Annotated in this window: 17 protein-coding genes; 12 read left to right on the forward strand and 5 right to left on the reverse strand. The window is 67.1% G+C overall.

What is annotated here, in order from left to right; translation table 11 throughout:
- Positions 1-32: 32 nt before the first annotated feature.
- A complete protein-coding gene (locus tag J2X70_RS05140; RefSeq protein WP_309909278.1) occupies positions 33-1,709 on the reverse strand; it encodes an electron transfer flavoprotein-ubiquinone oxidoreductase in 1,677 nt (558 codons plus the stop codon).
- Positions 1,710-2,016: 307 nt separating this feature from the next.
- Between J2X70_RS05140 and J2X70_RS05145 the strand changes: the two genes are divergently transcribed.
- Together J2X70_RS05145 and J2X70_RS05150 are read left to right on the forward strand one after the other, a co-directional pair.
- The gene (locus tag J2X70_RS05145) at positions 2,017-3,180 is read left to right on the forward strand and encodes an acyl-CoA dehydrogenase family protein (protein WP_309909280.1); all 1,164 of its coding nucleotides are present in this window, start codon (positions 2,017-2,019) and stop codon (positions 3,178-3,180) included.
- An 82-nt stretch (positions 3,181-3,262) separates the two neighbouring features.
- The gene (locus tag J2X70_RS05150; RefSeq protein WP_309909281.1) at positions 3,263-3,727 is read left to right on the forward strand and encodes a hypothetical protein; all 465 of its coding nucleotides are present in this window, start codon (positions 3,263-3,265) and stop codon (positions 3,725-3,727) included.
- A 321-nt stretch (positions 3,728-4,048) separates the two neighbouring features.
- Here J2X70_RS05150 and J2X70_RS05155 read toward each other — a convergent pair whose 3' ends face one another.
- Both J2X70_RS05155 and J2X70_RS05160 read right to left on the reverse strand, forming a co-directional pair.
- Positions 4,049-4,528, reverse strand: a complete 480-nt coding sequence (locus J2X70_RS05155; RefSeq protein ID WP_032978095.1) for a tRNA (cytidine(34)-2'-O)-methyltransferase — start codon at positions 4,526-4,528, stop codon at positions 4,049-4,051.
- A gap of 70 nt (positions 4,529-4,598) precedes the next feature.
- Entirely contained in the window at positions 4,599-5,075 is a 477-nt protein-coding gene (locus J2X70_RS05160) for a hypothetical protein (protein ID WP_025875859.1), read from the reverse strand.
- Positions 5,076-5,480: 405 nt separating this feature from the next.
- Here J2X70_RS05160 and J2X70_RS05165 point away from each other — a divergent pair, with 405 nt between their 5' ends.
- The 4 genes from J2X70_RS05165 to J2X70_RS05180 all read left to right on the forward strand — a co-directional run bounded on the left by J2X70_RS05165 (position 5,481) and on the right by J2X70_RS05180 (position 10,978).
- Positions 5,481-8,330: a pitrilysin family protein gene (locus J2X70_RS05165; protein WP_301865183.1), complete on the forward strand. Its 2,850-nt coding sequence runs from the start codon at positions 5,481-5,483 to the stop codon at positions 8,328-8,330.
- 195 nt (positions 8,331-8,525) lie between these two features.
- The gene (locus J2X70_RS05170; RefSeq protein ID WP_025875855.1) at positions 8,526-8,843 is read left to right on the forward strand and encodes a DUF4156 domain-containing protein; all 318 of its coding nucleotides are present in this window, start codon (positions 8,526-8,528) and stop codon (positions 8,841-8,843) included.
- A 102-nt stretch (positions 8,844-8,945) separates the two neighbouring features.
- Entirely contained in the window at positions 8,946-9,962 is a 1,017-nt protein-coding gene (locus tag J2X70_RS05175; RefSeq protein WP_025875853.1) for a 3-oxoacyl-ACP synthase III, read from the forward strand.
- A 125-nt stretch (positions 9,963-10,087) separates the two neighbouring features.
- Positions 10,088-10,978 carry an alpha/beta fold hydrolase gene (locus J2X70_RS05180; RefSeq protein ID WP_033832736.1) on the forward strand — a complete coding sequence of 297 codons (891 nt, stop codon included), beginning with the start codon at positions 10,088-10,090 and terminating at the stop codon, positions 10,976-10,978.
- 117 nt (positions 10,979-11,095) lie between these two features.
- Here the strand turns inward: J2X70_RS05180 and J2X70_RS05185 are convergent, their stop codons facing one another.
- Positions 11,096-11,521 (reverse strand): YkgJ family cysteine cluster protein, encoded by a 426-nt coding sequence (locus J2X70_RS05185; RefSeq protein WP_025875849.1) that lies wholly within the window; start codon positions 11,519-11,521, stop codon positions 11,096-11,098.
- A gap of 102 nt (positions 11,522-11,623) precedes the next feature.
- Here J2X70_RS05185 and oleC point away from each other — a divergent pair, with 102 nt between their 5' ends.
- The 3 genes from oleC (at position 11,624) to J2X70_RS05200 (ending at position 14,542) form a co-directional block, all read left to right on the forward strand.
- Positions 11,624-13,282 (forward strand): olefin beta-lactone synthetase, encoded by a 1,659-nt coding sequence (oleC, locus tag J2X70_RS05190; RefSeq protein WP_080150330.1) that lies wholly within the window; start codon positions 11,624-11,626, stop codon positions 13,280-13,282.
- Positions 13,279-14,265 carry a 2-alkyl-3-oxoalkanoate reductase gene (gene oleD, locus J2X70_RS05195; RefSeq protein WP_025875844.1) on the forward strand — a complete coding sequence of 329 codons (987 nt, stop codon included), beginning with the start codon at positions 13,279-13,281 and terminating at the stop codon, positions 14,263-14,265. The genes oleC and oleD overlap by 4 nt, the downstream gene beginning before the upstream one ends.
- Positions 14,266-14,386: 121 nt before the next feature.
- Positions 14,387-14,542: a DUF1328 domain-containing protein gene (locus J2X70_RS05200; RefSeq protein WP_025875842.1), complete on the forward strand. Its 156-nt coding sequence runs from the start codon at positions 14,387-14,389 to the stop codon at positions 14,540-14,542.
- Positions 14,543-14,627: 85 nt separating this feature from the next.
- Here J2X70_RS05200 and ddlA read toward each other — a convergent pair whose 3' ends face one another.
- A complete protein-coding gene (gene ddlA, locus J2X70_RS05205) occupies positions 14,628-15,725 on the reverse strand; it encodes a D-alanine--D-alanine ligase (protein WP_033832740.1) in 1,098 nt (365 codons plus the stop codon).
- Positions 15,726-16,110: 385 nt separating this feature from the next.
- On the opposite strand from ddlA, the gene J2X70_RS05210 reads away from it, so the two are divergent.
- The 3 genes from J2X70_RS05210 to J2X70_RS05220 are packed head-to-tail and all read left to right on the forward strand — an operon-like array spanning position 16,111 to position 18,982.
- Positions 16,111-16,746 (forward strand): SCP2 sterol-binding domain-containing protein, encoded by a 636-nt coding sequence (locus J2X70_RS05210; protein WP_025875838.1) that lies wholly within the window; start codon positions 16,111-16,113, stop codon positions 16,744-16,746.
- Positions 16,743-18,398: a ubiquinone biosynthesis regulatory protein kinase UbiB gene (gene ubiB, locus J2X70_RS05215; RefSeq protein WP_033832742.1), complete on the forward strand. Its 1,656-nt coding sequence runs from the start codon at positions 16,743-16,745 to the stop codon at positions 18,396-18,398. The genes J2X70_RS05210 and ubiB overlap by 4 nt, the downstream gene beginning before the upstream one ends.
- A complete protein-coding gene (locus tag J2X70_RS05220; RefSeq protein ID WP_309909426.1) occupies positions 18,395-18,982 on the forward strand; it encodes a class I SAM-dependent methyltransferase in 588 nt (195 codons plus the stop codon). Before ubiB ends, J2X70_RS05220 begins: the two co-directional genes overlap by 4 nt.
- Positions 18,983-18,999 lie beyond the last annotated feature (17 nt).

Raw genomic sequence — 18,999 nt, forward strand, 5'->3', positions numbered from 1 at the left:
GCTGCGACCGGCCGTCGCAGCCCCATTGCCGGTCACATGCCGGAGTAGTTCGGTCCGCCGCCGCCCTGCGGGGTCACCCAGACGATGTTCTGGGTCGGATCCTTGATGTCGCAGGTCTTGCAGTGCACGCAGTTCTGCGCGTTGATCTGCAGCCGCGCATCGTTGCCGTCGCCGACGAATTCGTACACGCCCGCCGGGCAGTAGCGCGCTTCCGGACCGGCGTACTCGGCCAGGTTCACCTTCACCGGGATGCTCGCATCCTTCAGCGTCAGGTGGCTGGGCTGGTTCTCGTCGTGGTTGGTGCTGCTGAGGAACACCGAGCTGAGGCGGTCGAAGGTCAGCACGCCATCGGGCTTGGGATAGGCAATGCGCGTGTGCTTGGATGCCGGCTCCAGGCAGGCGTGGTCCGGGATGCTGTGGCGCAGGGTCCACGGCGGGTTGCGTACGCCCAGCTTCGGCAGCAGCCACTGCTCGATGCCGGTCATCAGCGTGGCCACGGTCTGGCCCTTCTTGAACCACTGCTTGAAGTTCTTGGACAGCTTCAGTTCGTCGTGCAGCCAGCTGGTTTCAAAGGCGGCCGGGTAGGCGCTGAGCTCATCGTGCTGGCGATCGGCCACCAGCGCATCGAAGGCGGCATCGGCGCACAGCATGCCGGTCTTGATCGCAGCGTGGCTGCCCTTGATGCGGCTGACGTTGAGGTAGCCGGCTTCGCAGCCGACCAGCGCGCCGCCCGGGAACACGGTCTTGGGCAGCGACATCAGGCCGCCCGCAGTGATCGCACGCGCGCCGTAGCCGATGCGGGTGCCGCCTTCCAGATGCCTGCGGATCGACGGATGGGTCTTGAAGCGCTGGAATTCCTCGAACGGGCTCAGCCAGGGGTTCTTGTAGTCCAGGCCGACCACGTAGCCGATGGCGACCTTGCCGCCGTCGGCGTGGTACAGGAAGGCACCGCCGTAGGTGTCGGTATCCAGCGGCCAGCCGGCGGCGTGCACCACCAGGCCCGGCTCATGCTTGGCCGGGTCGATCTGCCACAGTTCCTTGATGCCGATGCCGTAGGCCTGCGGATCCTTGCCTTCGTCCAGCTTGAAACGGCTGATCAGCTGGCGGCCGAGGTGGCCGCGCGCGCCTTCGGCGAACACCGTGTACTTCGCATGCAGGGCCATGCCGCGCTCGAAGGCCGGACCGATCGTGCCGTCCTTTTCGATGCCCATGTCGCCGGTAGCCACGCCGATCACCGCGCCGTCATCGCCGTACAGCACTTCGGCGGCGGCGAAGCCGGGGAAGATCGCCACTTCCAGCGCCTCGGCCTGCTGCGCCAGCCAGCGGGTGACTTCGCCCAGGCTGATGATGTAGTTGCCTTCGTTGTGGAAGCACTCGGGCAACAGCGCGTGCGGGGTGGTGCGCGCGCCGGTCTCGCTGAGGAACAGGAACTCGTCGCGGGTGACCTTCTGCTTCAGCGGTGCGCCGCGCTCGGCCCAGTCCGGGAACAGTTCGGTCAGCGCGCGCGGGTCCATCACCGCGCCGGACAGCACGTGCGCGCCGGGTTCGGAGCCCTTTTCCAGCACGCATACCGACAGTTCGCGGCCGGCGTCGATCGCACGTTGGCGCAGGCGGATCGCGGTGGCCAGGCCGGCCGGGCCGGCACCGACGATCACCACATCGAATTCCATGACTTCACGCGGGGGCAGGGCGTTGGCTTCAGCACTCATCGATTGCATGACTCGTGGGTAGTGCCGGCATCGGGGCCACCGGCGGTTGCCTGGGAATCGCGCGTGCAGCCACGGGCGAAACGGTTGTTTGAATGTGTCAGGGTACCGGGACGGGCGTGATCGAGCTAGATCGCCGATGTTCACATCGCAATTGCTGCAATGCAGCGTAATGCGCGTGGTCTGGCAGGTGCCAACCTTGGTTGGCGTGAGCGGAAACACCAGCGCCGACCAAGGTCGGCCTCTACCCGCACACCAACGCCGCCCGGATGGCCGACAATGGCGGCAGTCCCGACTGCGTGTGAGTGCCATGGCTTTGGATCCGTACGACCTGTTCGATGTCCGTTCCCTGCTCAGCGAGGAAGAGCGCGCGGTACAGGAGAGCGTGGCCCGCTTCACCAACGAGCGCGTGCTGCCGATCATCGGTGATGCCTTCGACCAGGCACGGTTCCCGTCGGAACTGGTGCCGGAGATCGCCGCGCTTGGGCTGCTCGGCGCCACGCTGCCGGCCGAGTACGGCGGCGGCGACCTTGGCGCGGTCAGTTACGGGCTGATCTGTCAGGAGCTGGAGCGGGGTGATTCGGGCCTGCGCAGCTTCGTGTCGGTGCAGAGCTCGCTGTGCATGTACCCGATCTTTGCTTACGGCAGCGAAGAACAGCGCCGGCAATGGTTGCCGGCGATGGCGTGCGGCGAATTGATCGGCTGCTTCGGCCTGACCGAGGCACATGGTGGTTCCGACCCGGCCAGCATGAAGACCCGCGCGGTGCGCGATGGCAGCGACTGGCGCATCAACGGCAGCAAGATATGGATCACCAGCGGGCCGGTGGCCGACCTGGCCATCGTCTGGGCACAGACCGAAGACGGCATCCAGGGCTTCGTGCTGGAGAAGGGCATGCCCGGCTTCACCACCCAGGAAATCAAGCACAAGATGAGCCTGCGCGCGTCGCTGACCGGCGCGCTGTTCTTCGACGACGTACGCGTGCCCGACAGCCACCGCCTGCCGAACGTGAAGGGGCTGAAGGGGCCGCTGGGCTGCCTGACCCAGGCGCGTTTCGGCATCAGCTGGGGCCCGATCGGCTCGGCCATCGCCTGCCTGGATGAAGCGCTGGGGTATGCCAAGGAGCGCGTGCTGTTCGGCCGTCCGCTGGCGGCCACGCAGAGCGCGCAGATCAAGCTGGCCGACATGGCCCGGCGCATCACCATGGCGCAGCTGCTGGCGTTGCAGCTGGGCCGCCTGAAGGAAGCCGGGCAGGTGCAACCGCAGCAGGTCAGCCTGGCCAAGTGGAACAACTGCCGCATGGCGATCGACATCGCCCGCGAATGCCGCGACCTGCTGGGCGGCGCCGGCATCACCACCGAGCACGTGGCGATCCGCCATGCGCTGAACCTGGAATCGGTGATCACCTATGAAGGCACCGAGACCGTGCACCAGCTGGTGATCGGCCGCGAGCTGACCGGCATCAACGCGTTCTGAGTGCACCGGTAGTGCCGGCCGCTGGCCGGCGTTGCCGAGTAGGGTGGGCGGCAAAGGACGCCTATCCGGAGATGCAAGCTGAATGAAGAACAATCCCTCTGTAAGGCTGCTGTGCCTCCCGCTGCTCTTCCAAGCCTCCGTGCTGCAGATGGCGCGGGGAGGCAACAGGGATGATGGGGCATGGGCAGGCAGCTATTCGCAGGCGAGCGATCTGTGTACCGAACCGGGCAGCGGGCGTAGTTGCCGCGATGGATTCAGGGACAGCCTGTCGATTGTCGAAGAATCACTGGGCTACAGGGTTGAGCTGCACAGTACCCAGGCGATGCAGCACGTCTGCTCCTTTGTGCTGCACATGAAGCCAGAGGGCGGAAAGCTGATTCATCAGTCCGAACTAGGCACAGTGGCTATCGAGCAACATGCAGGTGCGCTGAGAGTCTCATCCGGCGGGATCGACCCGACGGCAACGGGTTTGGCATTGTGCGGCACGCATGCTGATATTGATGGTCTGGAGTTTTCTTCTGTGGGCAATCGCACGCGTTCCAGGTAACGCCATGGCGCCCGCAACTGATTGATCCAGGCGGAAGACATCCACGCATGGCGTGGATCTACTGCGCGGCTGTTGGGTCCGCCTTGAAGCGAGCCGAGCACCGCAGGTCCGGCGGGGGCGGAGAGGCGCGGGTGTCTGAGCGCAGCGAGTTCCGCGCCGTCCCCCGGCGGGCCGAGGAGCGCAGGGTACCGGTGCGCAGCACCGGCTCGCGGATGGCGGCGCGTTTCTTTTGGTTACTTTTCTTTCCGCGCGGAAAGAAAAGTAACGCCCATGAACGCATGCGCCCGCCACAGCAATTAGGCGGAAGAGAGACGCGTGGCGTTACGCCCCGCCGGCAAACCCATGCTGGCGCCACGCCTCGTACATCACCACCGCAACGGTGTTGGACAGGTTGAGGCTACGGTTGTCCGGCCGCATCGGCAGGCGCAGCCGGCGACCATCGGGCAGGGCATCAAGCACGTCCTGCGGCAGGCCACGACTTTCCGGGCCGAACAGGAAGGCATCACCGTCGTCGAACGCCACGCTGTCATAGCGGACGCTGGCACGCGTACTCAGGGCGAACAACCGCTTCGGTGCGATCCGCGCCAGCGCAGTGTCCAGGTCCGGATGCACCTGCAGGCGCGAGTACTCGTGGTAGTCCAGGCCGGCGCGCTTGAGCTGCTTGTCTTCCAGTGCGAAGCCGAGCGGCTCGACCAGGTGCAGCTGCGCGCCGGTGTTGGCGCAGAGCCGGATCACATTGCCGGTGTTGGGCGGGATTTCCGGTTGGAACAGGATCACGTGGAACTGGGGCGCGGCATTCATCGGCGCAGTGTACCTGCGACGGCGGCCGCCTTTACGACGCACGCCCCGCGCGGGGCAGGGCGGACGTCGCTTACGGGCGCAGCAGGACCTGGGCGGTTTCGGCAGCGAAGGCCTGCAGCTGGGCGGCGCTCGGACGCACCTGCAGGGCCGGCAGGTTGACGATCACCTGGTTGGCGACGCTGGTGGCGGCCGCTGCCAGGGTGGCGGCGTAGCGCTGGGCTTCCTGCTCGGCAGCCAGGGCGACACGCTGCTCCAGGCTCGGGCGCACTTCAACCGAGGCCAGGGTGGTGATCGGCAGCGCGGCGGCGACCGGGCTGGCGATGAAGCCGTCGCGCTCGGCCAGCTGGTCGACGCTGGGGCGCACTTCGACAGTGGCCAGGGTCGGGATGCCGCTGGCCTGTTCCCAGGCCTGCTGGACCAGCTGGTCGGCGGCCGGGCGGACCTGCACGGTGGACAGGGTCTTGATGGATTCGGAGGCCTGCACCGACGAAACAACCGCGGTGCCGGCGATCAGGGCGATGGCGATGGCAATGGTCTTGGCGTTCATGACGGGGCCTGTTTAGTGTTGGTGAGCAGTGGTGTGGTAGTAAGGTAGAACACCAGTTCTGGGGATGCAAGCGGAATTTTCGATTTCCTGCTTTTGTTCAGTCTTCAGTCAGCTTTCGTCTGAAGCCCTTCCTGGCGCAGGAAGTACAAAGCAATCCCCGTGCCAACTTTTAGTCGTTGATTCATAAGGGTTTTATGGCTCGCCGAAAGTGTCCGCAGGGCGGACACCTGTCCATTCGGGTGGCTGCGGACACTGTCCGGACGTGAATCACCGCCGTTCGTGACCCGCGAACGGCCAATCACGAAGGCCGATGGGGCCGATCACCCCCAGTGACTGGTGGCCGATACCGGTGGCCGCACGCCCGCGCTAGGATCGGGATTCACCTTCGTGACCAAGGACCCGGATATGTCGCTCACCCTGCGCCCGCGCGCCGCGCTGCTCGCTGTTGCTCTCAGTACTGCCCTCGGCACGCTCGCGCCGACCTACGCGCTGGCGGCCAAGCCGGCCGCGACCAGCAAGGTCGATATCCCGTTCGAGCAGTTCACCCTGCCCAACGGCCTGCGCGTGGTGGTGCATACCGATCGCAAGGCACCGATCGTTGCGGTCAACATCTGGTACCACGTCGGCAGCAAGGACGAGCCCGCCGGTCGCACCGGCTTCGCGCATCTGTTTGAACACCTGATGTTCCAGAGCAGCGAGAACCACGACGGCGAGTACTTCGAACCCTTCAAGCAGGTGGGTGCGACCGGCCAGAACGGCACCACCAATACCGACCGCACCAACTATTTCGAGAACGTGCCGACCACCGCGCTGGACATGGCGCTGTGGATGGAATCGGACCGCATGGGCCATCTGGTGGGCGCGATCGACCAGGCTGCGCTCGACGAACAGCGTGGCGTGGTGCAGAACGAGAAGCGCCAGGGCGAGAACCAGCCCTATGGCCAGGTGTGGGAACAGCTCAACCGCGCGCTGTATCCGGTGGGCCACCCGTACCACCACAGCGTGATCGGCTCGATGAACGATCTCAACGCCGCCTCGCTGGACGACGTCAAGACCTGGTTCCGCACCTGGTACGGCCCGAACAACGCGGTACTGGTGCTGGCCGGTGACATCGACCTGGCCACCGCCAAGGAAAAGGCCGCCAAGTACTTCGGCAGCATCCCGGCCGGCCCGACCATGGCGCAGCCGAAAGTGGACGTGGCCAAGCGGCCGGCCGACACCCGCGAGGTGATGACCGACAAGGTGCCGCAGGCACGCATCTACCGCGCCTGGAACGTGGCGCAGGTCGGCACCACCGACGTCGACCAGCTGCAGCTGCTGGCCTATGTGCTCGGCGGCGCCAAGTCCTCGCGCCTGAGCCAGCGCCTGCAGCACCAGGACAAGCTGGTGGACAACATCAGCGCCGGCGCTTACGCCTCGCAGCTGGGTTCCAACTTCATGGTGATGGCCACGGTGAAGCAGGGCCAGGATCCGGCCAAGGTCGAAAAGATCATCGATGAGGAAATCGAGCGCCTGCTCAAGGAGGGCCCGACCGCCGAAGAACTGGCACGCGCCAAGACCGGCTCGCGCGCGGCGTTCATCCGTGGCATCGAGCGCATCGGCGGCTTCGGTGGCAAGGCCGATGCGCTGGCCGAGTGCACGGTCTACACCGGCGACCCGGGCTGCTTCCGCACCTCGCTGGCCAACATCGACAAGGCCACCGCTGCCGACCTCAAGCGCTTGGGCGCGCAGTGGCTGGACAAGGGCAGCCACACCCTGGTGGTCGAGCCGGGTGAACGCGTGGCGCTGAAGGAAGACCCCTCGCAGGCGCCGAAGCCGTTCAACGTGCCGGCGGTCGACAGCAGGTACAGCACCCTGCCCGAGCAGGTGGACCGCAAGGCCGGCGTGCCGCAGACCCGCGAATTCCCGCAGCTGAAGTTCCCGGCCCTGCAGCGCGCCACGCTGAAGAACGGCACCCAGGTGGTGCTGGCCGAGCGCCACGAGATTCCGGTGGTGCAGTTCAGCTACCAGTTCCCGGGTGGCTTCACCGCCGACCAGGGCCGCAAGCCGGGCACCGCCAACTTCACCATGAGCCTGATGACCGAAGGCGCCGGCAAGCTCGGCTCGCTGGCCTTCGCCGATGCAGCCGATGCGCTGGGTGCGGATCTCGATGCGTCCGCAGGCCTGGATTCGGTGGATGTGGAACTGTCCGCGCTGAAGGAGAACCTGGTGCCGTCGCTGGCGTTGTATGCCAGCCTGCTGCGCGAGCCGCGCTTCGAGCAGAGCGAGATCGACCGGGTCAAGGCAACCTGGATCGCCGGCATCCAGCAGGAGAAGGTCAACCCGGGTGCGGTAGCGATGCGCGTGCTGCCGCCGCTGCTGTACGGCAAGGGCCACCCGTACGCGATCCCGTTCACCGGCAGCGGTGACGAAGTGGCGATCAGCAGCCTGGGCCGCGAGGACCTGGTCGACTTCCACCGCGACTGGCTACGCCCGCAGGACGGCACCCTGATCGTGGTGGGCGATACCACCCTGGCCGAGATCGTGCCGCTGCTGGACAAGCAGCTGGGCGACTGGAGGGCCACCGGTGATGCGCCGACGATCAAGGCCACCACCGCCGTTGCGCTGCCGAAGAGCCCGCGCGTGTTCCTGATCGACCAGCCGGGCGCGGTGCAGGCCAACCTGTTCGCCGGCCAGGTCGTGCCGCCGTCCAGCGATGCCAGCTCGACCCGCTTCGACATCGCCAACGGCGTGATCGGTGGTGACTTCACTTCGCGCCTGAACATGAACCTGCGCGAAGACAAGCACTGGTCCTACGGTGCCCGCACCAGCGCCAGCAACACCGTGGGCCAGCGCCCGTGGATGGCGATGGCACCGGTGCAGATCGACAAGACCGGCCCGGCCATGGCGGAAATGCGCAAGGAGATCGCCGAGTTCGCCAACGGCAGCAAGCCGGCGACCGACGCGGAAGTGGCGCGCATCCGCAACATCCAGACGCTGAGCCTGCCCGGCGCCTACGAGACCGCCAGCGCGGTGGCCTCGACCATCGGCACGATCGTGCAGTTCAAGCGTCCGGACGACTACGTGCTGCGCCGCAAGGCCGAGATCGAAGCGATGACCCCGGCACAGGTGCAGCAGGCGGCAGCGGAGATCAAGCCGCAGGCGCTGACCTGGGTGGTGGTGGGTGACCTCAAGCAGACCGAAGCGGCCGTGCGCGCCTTGAACCTGGGCGAAGTGACCGTGATCGACGCCGAAGGCAACCCGGTCAAGAAGTAAGGGATGTGCCTGCCCGCTCCGGCGGGCAGGCACCTGCGGGTAGTGCCGGGCCGTGCCCGGTGAGCGCGCAGCGCGGCATCTGGACGCCTTCGAAGAACCGCCGGGCATGGCCCGGCGCTACCGCAGCCCTCTCCGGCTATCCCTGATTCAGACGGTTCAGGCACACTCCTGACATTCCCTTCCAGGATCCTGCCCATGCGCGTTCTGCTGCTGTCGTCCCTGTTGCTCACCGTCACCGCCTGCACCTGGGTGCCGATCGAACCGGCCGGCAAGGCGACCCGCGTGCTGCCGGCAGGCCCGGTACCGGCCGGCTGCATCTCCAAGGGCGAAGTAGTGGTGACCGTGAAGAGCAAGGTCGGCTTCTACAACCGCAACCCGCTGCGGGTGCAGGAAGAGCTGGAAACCCTGGCCCGCAACGAGGCCCCGACCACCGGCGCCAACGCCGTGCAGGCCGCTGCGGCCCCTGCCGATGGCAGCCAGCGCTTCGCCGCCTTCCAGTGCCCGCCGCGCTGAATCCTTCACCATACGGCCAAGGCTGAATTCGTAAAGATGCGGTGAAGGCCCGGGGGGTTATAGAATAGCGCCCCCTTTGCCTGAGCCTTGGCGCTAACCTCGATGCTCTTCAAGAATGTCTCGATTGCCGGCCTGGCTCACGTTGATGCGCCGCACACGCTGACGACCAAGGAAATCAACGAACGCCTGCAGCCGACGCTGGATCGCCTTGGTATCCGTACCGACGTCCTCGGCGACATCGCCGGCATCCACGCGCGCCGCCTGTGGGACAACGGTGTCCTGGCGTCCGATGCGGCCACCATGGCTGGCCGCAAGGCGCTGGAAGACGCAGGCATCGATGCGACGCAGGTGGGCCTGTTGATCAACACCTCGGTCAGCCGTGACTACCTGGAGCCGTCCACCGCTTCCATCGTGTCCGGCAACCTCGGTGTCAGCGACGAGTGCATGACCTTCGACGTCGCCAATGCCTGCCTGGCCTTCATCAACGGCATGGACATCGCTGCGCGCATGCTTGAGCGCGGTGAGATCGACTATGCGCTGGTGGTCGATGGCGAGACCGCCAACCTGGTGTACGAAAAGACCCTGGAGCGGATGACCGCGCCGGACGTCACCGCTGACGACTTCCGCAACGAGCTGGCGGCGCTGACCACCGGTTCCGGTGCAGCCGCGATGGTGATGGCCCGTTCGGAGCTGGTGCCCGACGCGCCGCGCTACAAGGGTGGCGTGACCCGCTCGGCCACCGAGTGGAACCAGCTGTGCCTGGGCAACCTGGACCGCATGGTCACCGACACCCGCATGCTGCTGATCGAGGGCATCAAGCTGGCCCAGAAGACCTTCACCGCCGCCAAGATCGCACTGGGCTGGGCCGTGGAAGAGCTGGACCAGTTCGTCATCCACCAGGTCAGCCAGCCGCACACCGCGGCGTTCATCAAGAATTTCGGCATCGACCCGAAGAAGGTCATGACCATCTTCGGCGAGCACGGCAACATCGGTCCGGCCTCGGTGCCGATCGTGCTGAGCAAGCTCAAGCAGCTGGGCAAGCTGAAGAAGGGCGACCGCATCGCACTTCTGGGCATCGGCTCGGGCCTGAACTGCTCGATGGCCGAAGTGGTCTGGTAAAAAAGTCACCGCTGACCTGCTGCGCGCCGTCCGCACCTGCCAGCCAATCGCTCGCGACGGACAGCGATGAGTTTTCCAAGTGTCCAAGGGCCGGTTCTACCGGCCCTTTCTACAGGTGCGATCCGATGTCCCAGCTTCCCGGTTACCCCGCCCACCCGCAGCGTTTCGAGGTCCGCCCCGGCCTGTCGATGAACTATCTCGACGAAGGCCCGCGCGATGGCGAAGTGGTGGTGATGGTGCACGGCAACCCGTCGTGGAGCTATTACTGGCGCACGCTGGTGGCCGGCCTGTCGGACAGGTACCGCTGCATCGTGCCGGACCATATCGGCATGGGCCTGTCGGACAAGCCTGACGACAGCCGCTACGAGTACACGCTGCAGTCGCGGGTGGATGATCTGGATGCGCTGCTGAAGCATCTGGGCATCACCGGCCCGGTGACGCTGGCCGTGCACGACTGGGGCGGCATGATCGGTTTCGGCTGGGCGCTGTCGCACCACGACCAGGTCAAGCGCTTGGTGGTGCTCAACACCGCCGCGTTCCCGATGCCGGCGGCCAAGAAGATGCCGTGGCAGATCGCGCTGGGCCGGCACTGGAAGATCGGCGAGTGGATCATCCGCACCTTCAATGCGTTCTCCTCCGGTGCCTCGTGGCTGGGCGTGGAGCGGAAGATGCCCGCCGATGTGCGCCGCGCCTACGTGTCGCCGTACAACAGCTACGCCAACCGCATCAGCACCATCCGCTTCATGCAGGACATTCCGCTGTCGCCGGCCGACAAGGCGTGGTCACTGCTGGAGCGCGCCGGCAAGGCGCTGCCGTCGTTCGCCGATCGTCCGGCCTTCCTCGGCTGGGGCCTGCGTGATTTCGTGTTCGACCACCACTTCCTGAAGGGCTTCCAGGCGGCGTTGCCGAAGGCGCAGGTGCATGCCTTCGAGGATGCCGGCCACTACGTGCTGGAAGACAAGCATGAAGTGCTGGTGCCGGAGATCCGGGCGTTCCTGGACGCGAACCCGATCTGAAGAGTGTGCCGACCAACGGTCGGCACCCACCGGGAGAGTGAACGGGTGGGTGCCGACCGTTGGTCGGCACGCCTGGGGAAGGGATGGGTGGGTGCCGACCGTTGGTCGGCACGCCCGTCACGCGGCAATCGGCGCCTGTGGCGAGGGGCTGTTGCCGTTGTCGTCCGGGTGGTCGTCGTCGTTGTCCGCGCCGTCACGCCAGCGCCAGTCGGCCAGGGTCAGCGGATCCAGCCCATAGGCGATGCGGGCCTTGTCGCACTGCGGGCTGGCCTTGCCGTATTCCCACGATGCATCCACCTCGCGGCACACGCTGGGGCGGTTGGGGTGGATCGTGCAGCGGGAATAGACGCCGATCTGCGCGTCCAGCGCCACGCAGCGCACCGGCTTGGAATGGGTGCCGCGCATGCACAGGCGGTGCGGGTCGAGCACCTCGGTGAGCTGGTGCGGCACGCCGCCGGGGGTGACCTCGTCCGATTCCATCCAGTGGAAGGCCACGCGGTACTGGGTGCAGCAGGCGCCGCAGGTCATGCAGGGATGTTGCATGGGCAAGCCGCCTCGGGCGGCATCGGGAAAGGGACGAGGATGCGGATTTTCCACGCTGGCGGCCGCCGCGCAAGAAATTCCGTAAGCGGCGACAATGAACGGATGAACCGATCCTGCAACATCGCCGCGCGGCTGCCCGAGCTGGCGCGTGAACGCCCCGACCAGATCGCCATCCGCTGCCCCGGCCGCCGCGGCGCCGGCAACGGCATGGCGGCCTACGACGTGACCCTGGATTACCGCCAGCTGGACGCCCGCAGCGATGCGATGGCGGCCGGCCTGGCCGGTTACGGTATCGGCCGCGGGGTGCGCACGGTGGTGATGGTGCGGCCGTCGCCGGAGTTCTTCCTGTTGATGTTCGCCCTGTTCAAGCTGGGCGCGGTGCCGGTGCTGGTCGATCCGGGCATCGACAAGCGCGCGCTGAAGCAGTGCCTGGACGAGGCACAGCCGCAGGCCTTCATCGGCATCCCGCTGGCCCACGTGGCGCGGCTGGCGCTGCGCTGGGCGCCTTCGGCGACCCGTCTGGTCACGGTCGGTCGCCGCCTGGGCTGGGGCGGTACCACGCTGGCCGCGCTGGAGCGTGCCGGCGCCAACAGCGGCCCGATGCTGGCCGACACCGATGGCGAGGACACGGCGGCGATCCTGTTCACCAGCGGCTCCACCGGCGTGCCCAAGGGCGTGGTCTACCGCCACCGCCACTTCGTCGGCCAGATCGAGCTGCTGGGCAGCGCCTTCGGCATGGAGGCGGGCGGGGTGGACCTGCCGACCTTCCCGCCGTTTGCGCTGTTCGATCCGGCACTGGGCCTGACCTCGGTGATTCCGGACATGGACCCGACCCGGCCGGCCCAGGCCGACCCGGCGCGCCTGCATGACGCCATCCAGCGTTTCGGCGTGACCCAGCTGTTTGGCTCGCCTGCGTTGATGCGGGTGCTGGCGCGGCACGGGCGGCCGTTGCCGACGGTGACCCGGGTGACCTCGGCCGGTGCGCCGGTGCCGCCGGACGTGGTTGCCACCATCCGCAGCCTGCTGCCGGCCGATGCCCAGTTCTGGACGCCGTATGGCGCCACCGAGTGCCTGCCGGTGGCGGTGGTCGAGGGGCGCGAGCTGGAGCGTACGCGCGCGGCCACCGAGGGCGGTGCCGGCACCTGCGTCGGCAGCGTGGTCGCACCGAACGAGGTGCGCATCATCGCCATCGACGATGCGCCGCTGCCGGACTGGTCGCAGGCGCGCGTACTGGCCGTGGGCGAGATCGGTGAGATCACCGTGGCCGGGCCGACCGCCACCGACAGTTATTTCAACCGTCCGCAGGCGACGGCGGCGGCGAAGATCAGCGAAACCCTGGCCGATGGCAGCGTCCGCATCGTGCATCGCATGGGCGATGTCGGCTACTTCGATGCGCAGGGACGGCTGTGGTTCTGTGGCCGCAAGACCCATCGCGTGGAAACCGCCCACGGACCGCTGTACACCGAACAGGTCGAGCCGGTGTTCAACACCGTACCCGGCGTGGCACGCACTGCGCTGGTGGGTGTCGGCGCGGCCGGTGCGCAGGTGCCGGTGCTGTGCGTGGAGCTGCAGCGTGGCCAGTCCGACAGCCCTGCTCTGCGCGAGGCGCTGCATGCCACGGCCGCGGCGCGTCTGCCCGAGATGAAGCTGGAACACGTGCTGATGCATCCGGCGTTCCCCGTCGATATCCGTCACAATGCCAAGATCGGCCGCGAGAAGCTCGCCGTCTGGGCCCGCGCCGAACTGGAGAAGCGCGCATGAAGATCCTGGTCACCGGTGGTGGTGGTTTCCTTGGCCAGGCGCTGTGCCGTGGCCTGGTCGAACGTGGCCACCAGGTGCTGGCATTCAACCGCAGCCACTACCCGCAACTGCAGGCGCTGGGCGTGGGCCAGATCCGCGGTGACCTGGCCGATCCGCAGGCGGTGCTGCATGCGGTGGCCGGCGTCGATGCGGTGTTCCACAACGGTGCCAAGGCGGGTGCGTGGGGCAGCTATGACAGCTACCACCAGGCCAACGTGGTCGGCACCGACAACGTCATCGCCGCCTGCCGCGCGCATGGCATCGGCAGGCTGGTCTACACTTCCACGCCCAGCGTGACCCACCGCGCCACGCACCCGGTGGAAGGACTGGGTGCGGACGAAGTGCCGTATGGCGAGGATTTCCAGGCGCCGTACGCGGCGACCAAGGCGATTGCCGAACAGCGCGTGCTGGCGGCCAATGACGCGACCCTGGCAACCGTGGCGTTGCGTCCGCGGTTGATCTGGGGCCCGGGCGACCAGCAGCTGGTGCCGCGTCTGGCCGATCGTGCACGCGCTGGCCGTTTGCGCCTGGTGGGCGATGGCAACAACAAGGTCGATACCACGTACATCGACAACGCCGCGCTGGCGCATTTCCTCGCCTTCGAGGCGCTGGCACCGGGCGCGGCCTGCGCCGGCAAGGCGTACTTCATTTCCAATGGCGAACCGCTGCCGATGCGCGAGCTGGTCAACAAGCTGCTGCAAGCGGTGGGCGCTCCAACCGTGGACAAGGCGATCAGCTTCAAGACGGCGTATCGGATCGGCGCGATCTGCGAGCGGCTGTGGCCGCTGCTGCGCCTGCGTGGCGAGCCGCCGCTGACGCGCTTCCTGGCCGAGCAGCTGTGCACGCCGCACTGGTACAGCATGGAGCCGGCGCGCCGTGATTTCGGCTACGTGCCGCAGGTCAGCATCGAAGAAGGGCTGCGACGACTGAAGGCCGCATCATGACGGCGGCATCACCGCGCTGAAGCCTTCATTACGCGCAGAGATCGCCATCACCGGTTGCACACCGGCAGATGCGCAGGATGGACACAACGCCACCCACGGCCGACCACCTGCGAGGAGCACCATGCTGCATTACGCCGTCATCTTCTTTGTCATCGCCATCATCGCCGCCGTGCTCGGTTTCTCCGGCATCGCCGGTGCCGCCAGCAACATCGCCTGGATCCTGTTCGTGGTGTTCCTGGTGCTGGCGGTGATCTCGATGTTCCGCAAGCGCACATGACCGCTTGAACAGTAGTGCCGGCCGCTGGCCGGCAACCTCGATTACCCGGGGTTGCCGACCGGCGGCCGGTACTGCCGAAGCGCGGTCAGCGCACCGCGCTGTGCAATCGGCGATCGGCGTCGTGCCGTTCCATCGCCAGTTCGATCAGGCGCGTGATCAGCGCCGTGTAGCCCACGCCACTGGCGCCCCACAGCTTCGGATACATGCTGATGCGGGTGAAGCCGGGCAGCGTGTTGACCTCGTTGATGACGATCCGACCATCCGCGGTCAGGAACACATCCACGCGCGCCATGCCGGCGCATTCCAGTACCTGGTACGCCTGAAGCGCGATGTCCTGGATACGCGCCTGCGTCGCCGCGTCGATCGCGGCCGGCACCACCACTTCGGCGCCATCTTCGTTGATGTACTTGGTGTCGTAGGCGTAGAACTCGTCGTGCAGCACCACCTCGCCACAGATGCTGGCCTGCGGCCGCTCGTTGCCGAGCACCGCGCATTCGATTTCGCGGCCGACCACGGCCGATTCCACCAGAACCTTGTGGTCGTAGCGCAGCGCAGTCTGCAATGCCTCGGCGAAACCGTCGGCGTCCTTGACCTTGCTCACGCCCACCGATGAGCCCTGGTTGGCCGGCTTCACGAACAGCGGCAGGCCGAGTGCCGCGATCAGGGCATCGACATCGACCGAATCGGCTTCATGGCGGCGGATGCAGACCCACGGCGCCACCTGCAGGCCGGCATCGCGCAGCAGGCGCTTGGTTACATCCTTGTCCATGGCTACCGCCGAACCCAGTACCGGCGAGCCGACGAAGGGCAGGTTGGCCATGCGCAGCAGGCCCTGCAGCGCACCGTCCTCGCCCAGCGGACCGTGCACGATCGGCAGCACCACATCGATCTGCCCCAGCGCGCTGCCCGCATCGGTCGGTTGCAGCTGGGCCTGCTCGGTGCCGGGCAGAACCGCCAGCGCGGTGCCGGAAGGATGCAGCGCGATGCGCGCCGGATCCTCGGCATTGAGCAGGAAGGTGTCCGGCTGGCTCAGGTGCCACTGGCCCTGCTTGTCGATGCCGATCAGCACCGGTTCGAAGCGCTCGCGGTCGAGCGCGTCGAGAATGTTCTTCGCCGACTGCAGCGAAACTTCGTGTTCGGAAGACCTGCCACCGAAGATGATGCCAACCCGTGTCCGTGCCATGGAAATGCGATGTCCTGTGCGTTGCGTGGCTCCATAGCATGAACCTTCATCGGCCTTCCGCGTGAGGCACAGATGAACCAGAAATCCCTTCGCACGCGTCAATTGCGCATGCCCCTGATCTACCGTGTCGACCAAGGTCGACACCTGCTGAGGTTGCCGGCCAGCGGCCGGCACTACCGCAAATGGCTACCGGAAACCTGTCGAAGGCGGGGTGGGTCCGGTTGCGGGGGTGTCCCCGGCATGGATGCCGGACCCACCCCGCCTCCCTACAGCAAGCCAGCGTTTGACGTTGACGTTGACGTCGCCGTTGCTCTGGCCGTTGCGTCTGCGGGTGCCGGGCGGCAGCCCGGCCCAAGCCCCCCACCCACGCAGGTAGAATGCGCACATGGCTCTTTCCCTGCTCAAGTCCCTCAAGCCGGTCGCTGGCCGTGCCCTGCAGATCGCCCTGAACCGCGCGCTGGCGCTGGATCCGGATACCCGCCACGCACTGGCCAGCCTCGACGGTCGCCATATCGACCTGACCCTGGACGCGCCGCCGCTGGCAATGCGCATCAGCGTCGACGGTGACCAGTTGCGTGTCGGCCCGGTGGATGCGCAGGAAGCCGACCTGGCCGTGCGCAGCAGCCTGGCCGGCGTGCTGGCACAGCTGCCGCTGCTGGCGCGTGCCCGCCAGGGCGCTGACAACGGCAAGGGGCGCGTACGCGTGGCCGGCGATGCCGAGCTGGCGCGCCGCCTGCAGCAGCTGGCCAAGGGCTTCGATCCGGACTGGCAGCAGCCGTTCGTCAGCGTGTTCGGTGACGTGCTGGGCGTGCAGGTGGCCAACACCCTGCGCAGCGCCCTGCAGCATGCCCGCCAGGGGGCGATCGACCTTGCCCACAGCGCCGCTGAATTCATCACCGAGGAATCGCGCGACGTGGTGCCACGTGCCGAGCTGGATGCCTTCCACGATGACGTGGACGTGCTGCGCGACGATGTCGAGCGCCTCGGCGCACGCGTGCAGCGCCTGCGGGGTGCCGCATGAAGGCGCTGCTGCGGGCCAGCCGCATCGGCCGGGTGATCCTGCGTTACCGCCTCGACGACCTGCTGCAGGGCACCCCGGCCGAGCGCTGGCTGCGCCTGGCCAAGCCGTTCGTTCCGCGCGCATCGGCCGCCATCGCGGCACAGTCGCGGGGTGCGCGCCTGCGCCTGGCGCTGCAGGACCTGGGGCCGATCTTCGTCAAGTTCGGTCAGATCCTGTCCACCCGCCGCGACCTGGTGCCGCCGGACGTGGCCAATGAGCTGACCCTGCTGCAGGATCGGGTCAAGCCCTTCGACGGCGAGACCGCACGCCGCATCGTCGAGGAAGCGCTGGGCCTGCCGGTCAGCGAAGCCTTCGCCAGTTTCGATACCGAGCCACTGGCCTCGGCGTCGATCGCGCAGGTGCACGCGGCCACCCTGGCCGACGGCCGCCAGGTGGTGGTCAAGGTGCTGCGCCCGGGCATCGAAAAACAGATCGACGCTGACATCGCCCTGCTCAACTCGCTGGCGACGCTGGTCGAGCGCACCCATCCGCGCGCCGACAAGATCCGCCCGCGCGAAGTGGTGGCCGAGGTGGAGAACACCCTGGCCGCCGAGCTGGACCTGCAGCGCGAAGGCGCCAATGCCAGCGTGCTGCGCCGTTTCTGGGAGAACTCCGACGACCTGTACGTACCGGAAGTGATCTGGAGCCATACCGCCGAGCGCGCGCTGACCCTGGAGCGCGTATGGGGCATTCCTTCCGACGACATCGCCGCGCTGGACAAGGCCGGCATCGACCGCAAGGCACTGGCCGCCAAGGGCGTGCGGGTGTTCTACACCCAGGTGTTCCGCGACAACTTCTTCCATGCCGACGCGCACGCCGGCAACATCTGGGTCGACATCGATCCGGCACGCCGCGACAACCCGCGCTTCATCGCGCTGGACTTCGGCATCATGGGCCAGCTCTCGCAGGAAGATCAGTACTACCTGGCCGAGAATTTCATGGCCATCTTCAACCGCGACTACCGCCGCATCGCCGAACTGCACGTGCAGGCGCGCTGGATGCCCGACAACGTGCGCATCGATGATCTGGAAGCGGCAGTGCGTTCGGTGTGCGAGCCGTACTTCACCCGCCCGCTGTCGCAGATCTCGCTGGCCGAAGTGCTGATGAAGCTGTTCCGCGTGGCCCAGCGCTACCAGCTGACCCTGCAGCCGCAGTTGATCCTGCTGCAGAAGACCCTGCTCAACATCGAGGGCGTCGGCCGCCAGCTGGACCCGCAGATCGATATCTGGGCCGTGGCCAAGCCGGTGCTGGCGAAGATCCTGCGCGAGCGCTACAGCCCGCGCCGCGTGGTGCGCGAGATCGGCAAGCGCCTGCCGGAAATCATGACCCATGCGCCGGACATGCCGCGCCTGGTGCACGCCTGGCTGACCCAGCAGGTGGAAGGTCGCCATGAGCTGGCGATGCGCTCGCGCGATCTGGTTGCGCTGGATGCCAGTGTGCAGCGCCTGCAGAAGCATGCGGTCGGTGCGATCACCGGCGTCGGCCTGCTGGCGATCGCCGCATTGATGTACGTGCTGCAGCCGCCGGGCTGGTACTGGGGCGACGTGCCGGCGTGGAGCTGGGTGTCCGGTGCGGTTGGAGCGTTCGCACTGGCGCGTGCGTGGTGGCGATGATGGATGCGCTGAGCGCGCTCAAACAGGAGCTCGCGCAGTTCGGCAGCGACAACGATGCGTGCGAAACCGAGCGCGGTCGGCGCATGCTCAACATCACCGCCGACACCGGTGAACTGCTGTCGGTGCTGGTGCGTTTCGGCAACGCCCGCCGCGTGCTGGAGATCGGTACGTCCAACGGTTATTCCACGCTGTGGCTGGCCGAAGCGGCGGCCGCGATCGATGGCCAGGTGACCACGCTGGAGTTCGCTGCCGACAAGGTGGCGATGGCCCGCGCGAATTTCGCCCGCAGTGGATTGGGCGAGCGCATCAACCTGGTCCACGGTGATGCCGGGCAGTGGCTGGCGCAGGCCGAGCAGGGCTGCATCGACCTGCTGTTCCTGGATTCGGATCGCCAGCAGTACGCAGGTTGGTGGCCGCAGCTGCGTCGGGTACTGTGCCCCGGCGGCCTGCTGGTGGTCGACAACGCCACCTCGCATGCCGGTGAGATGGAGCCGCTGCGCGCCCTGCTGGCCGCAGACGCGGCGTTCACCACCAGCCTGGTGCCGGTGGGCAATGGCGAACTGCTGGCGCTGCGCAACACCTGACCGGGCGTCGCCCCGGT

Source organism: Stenotrophomonas sp. 1337 (assembly GCF_031455455.1).
GTDB lineage: Bacteria > Pseudomonadota > Gammaproteobacteria > Xanthomonadales > Xanthomonadaceae > Stenotrophomonas > Stenotrophomonas indicatrix.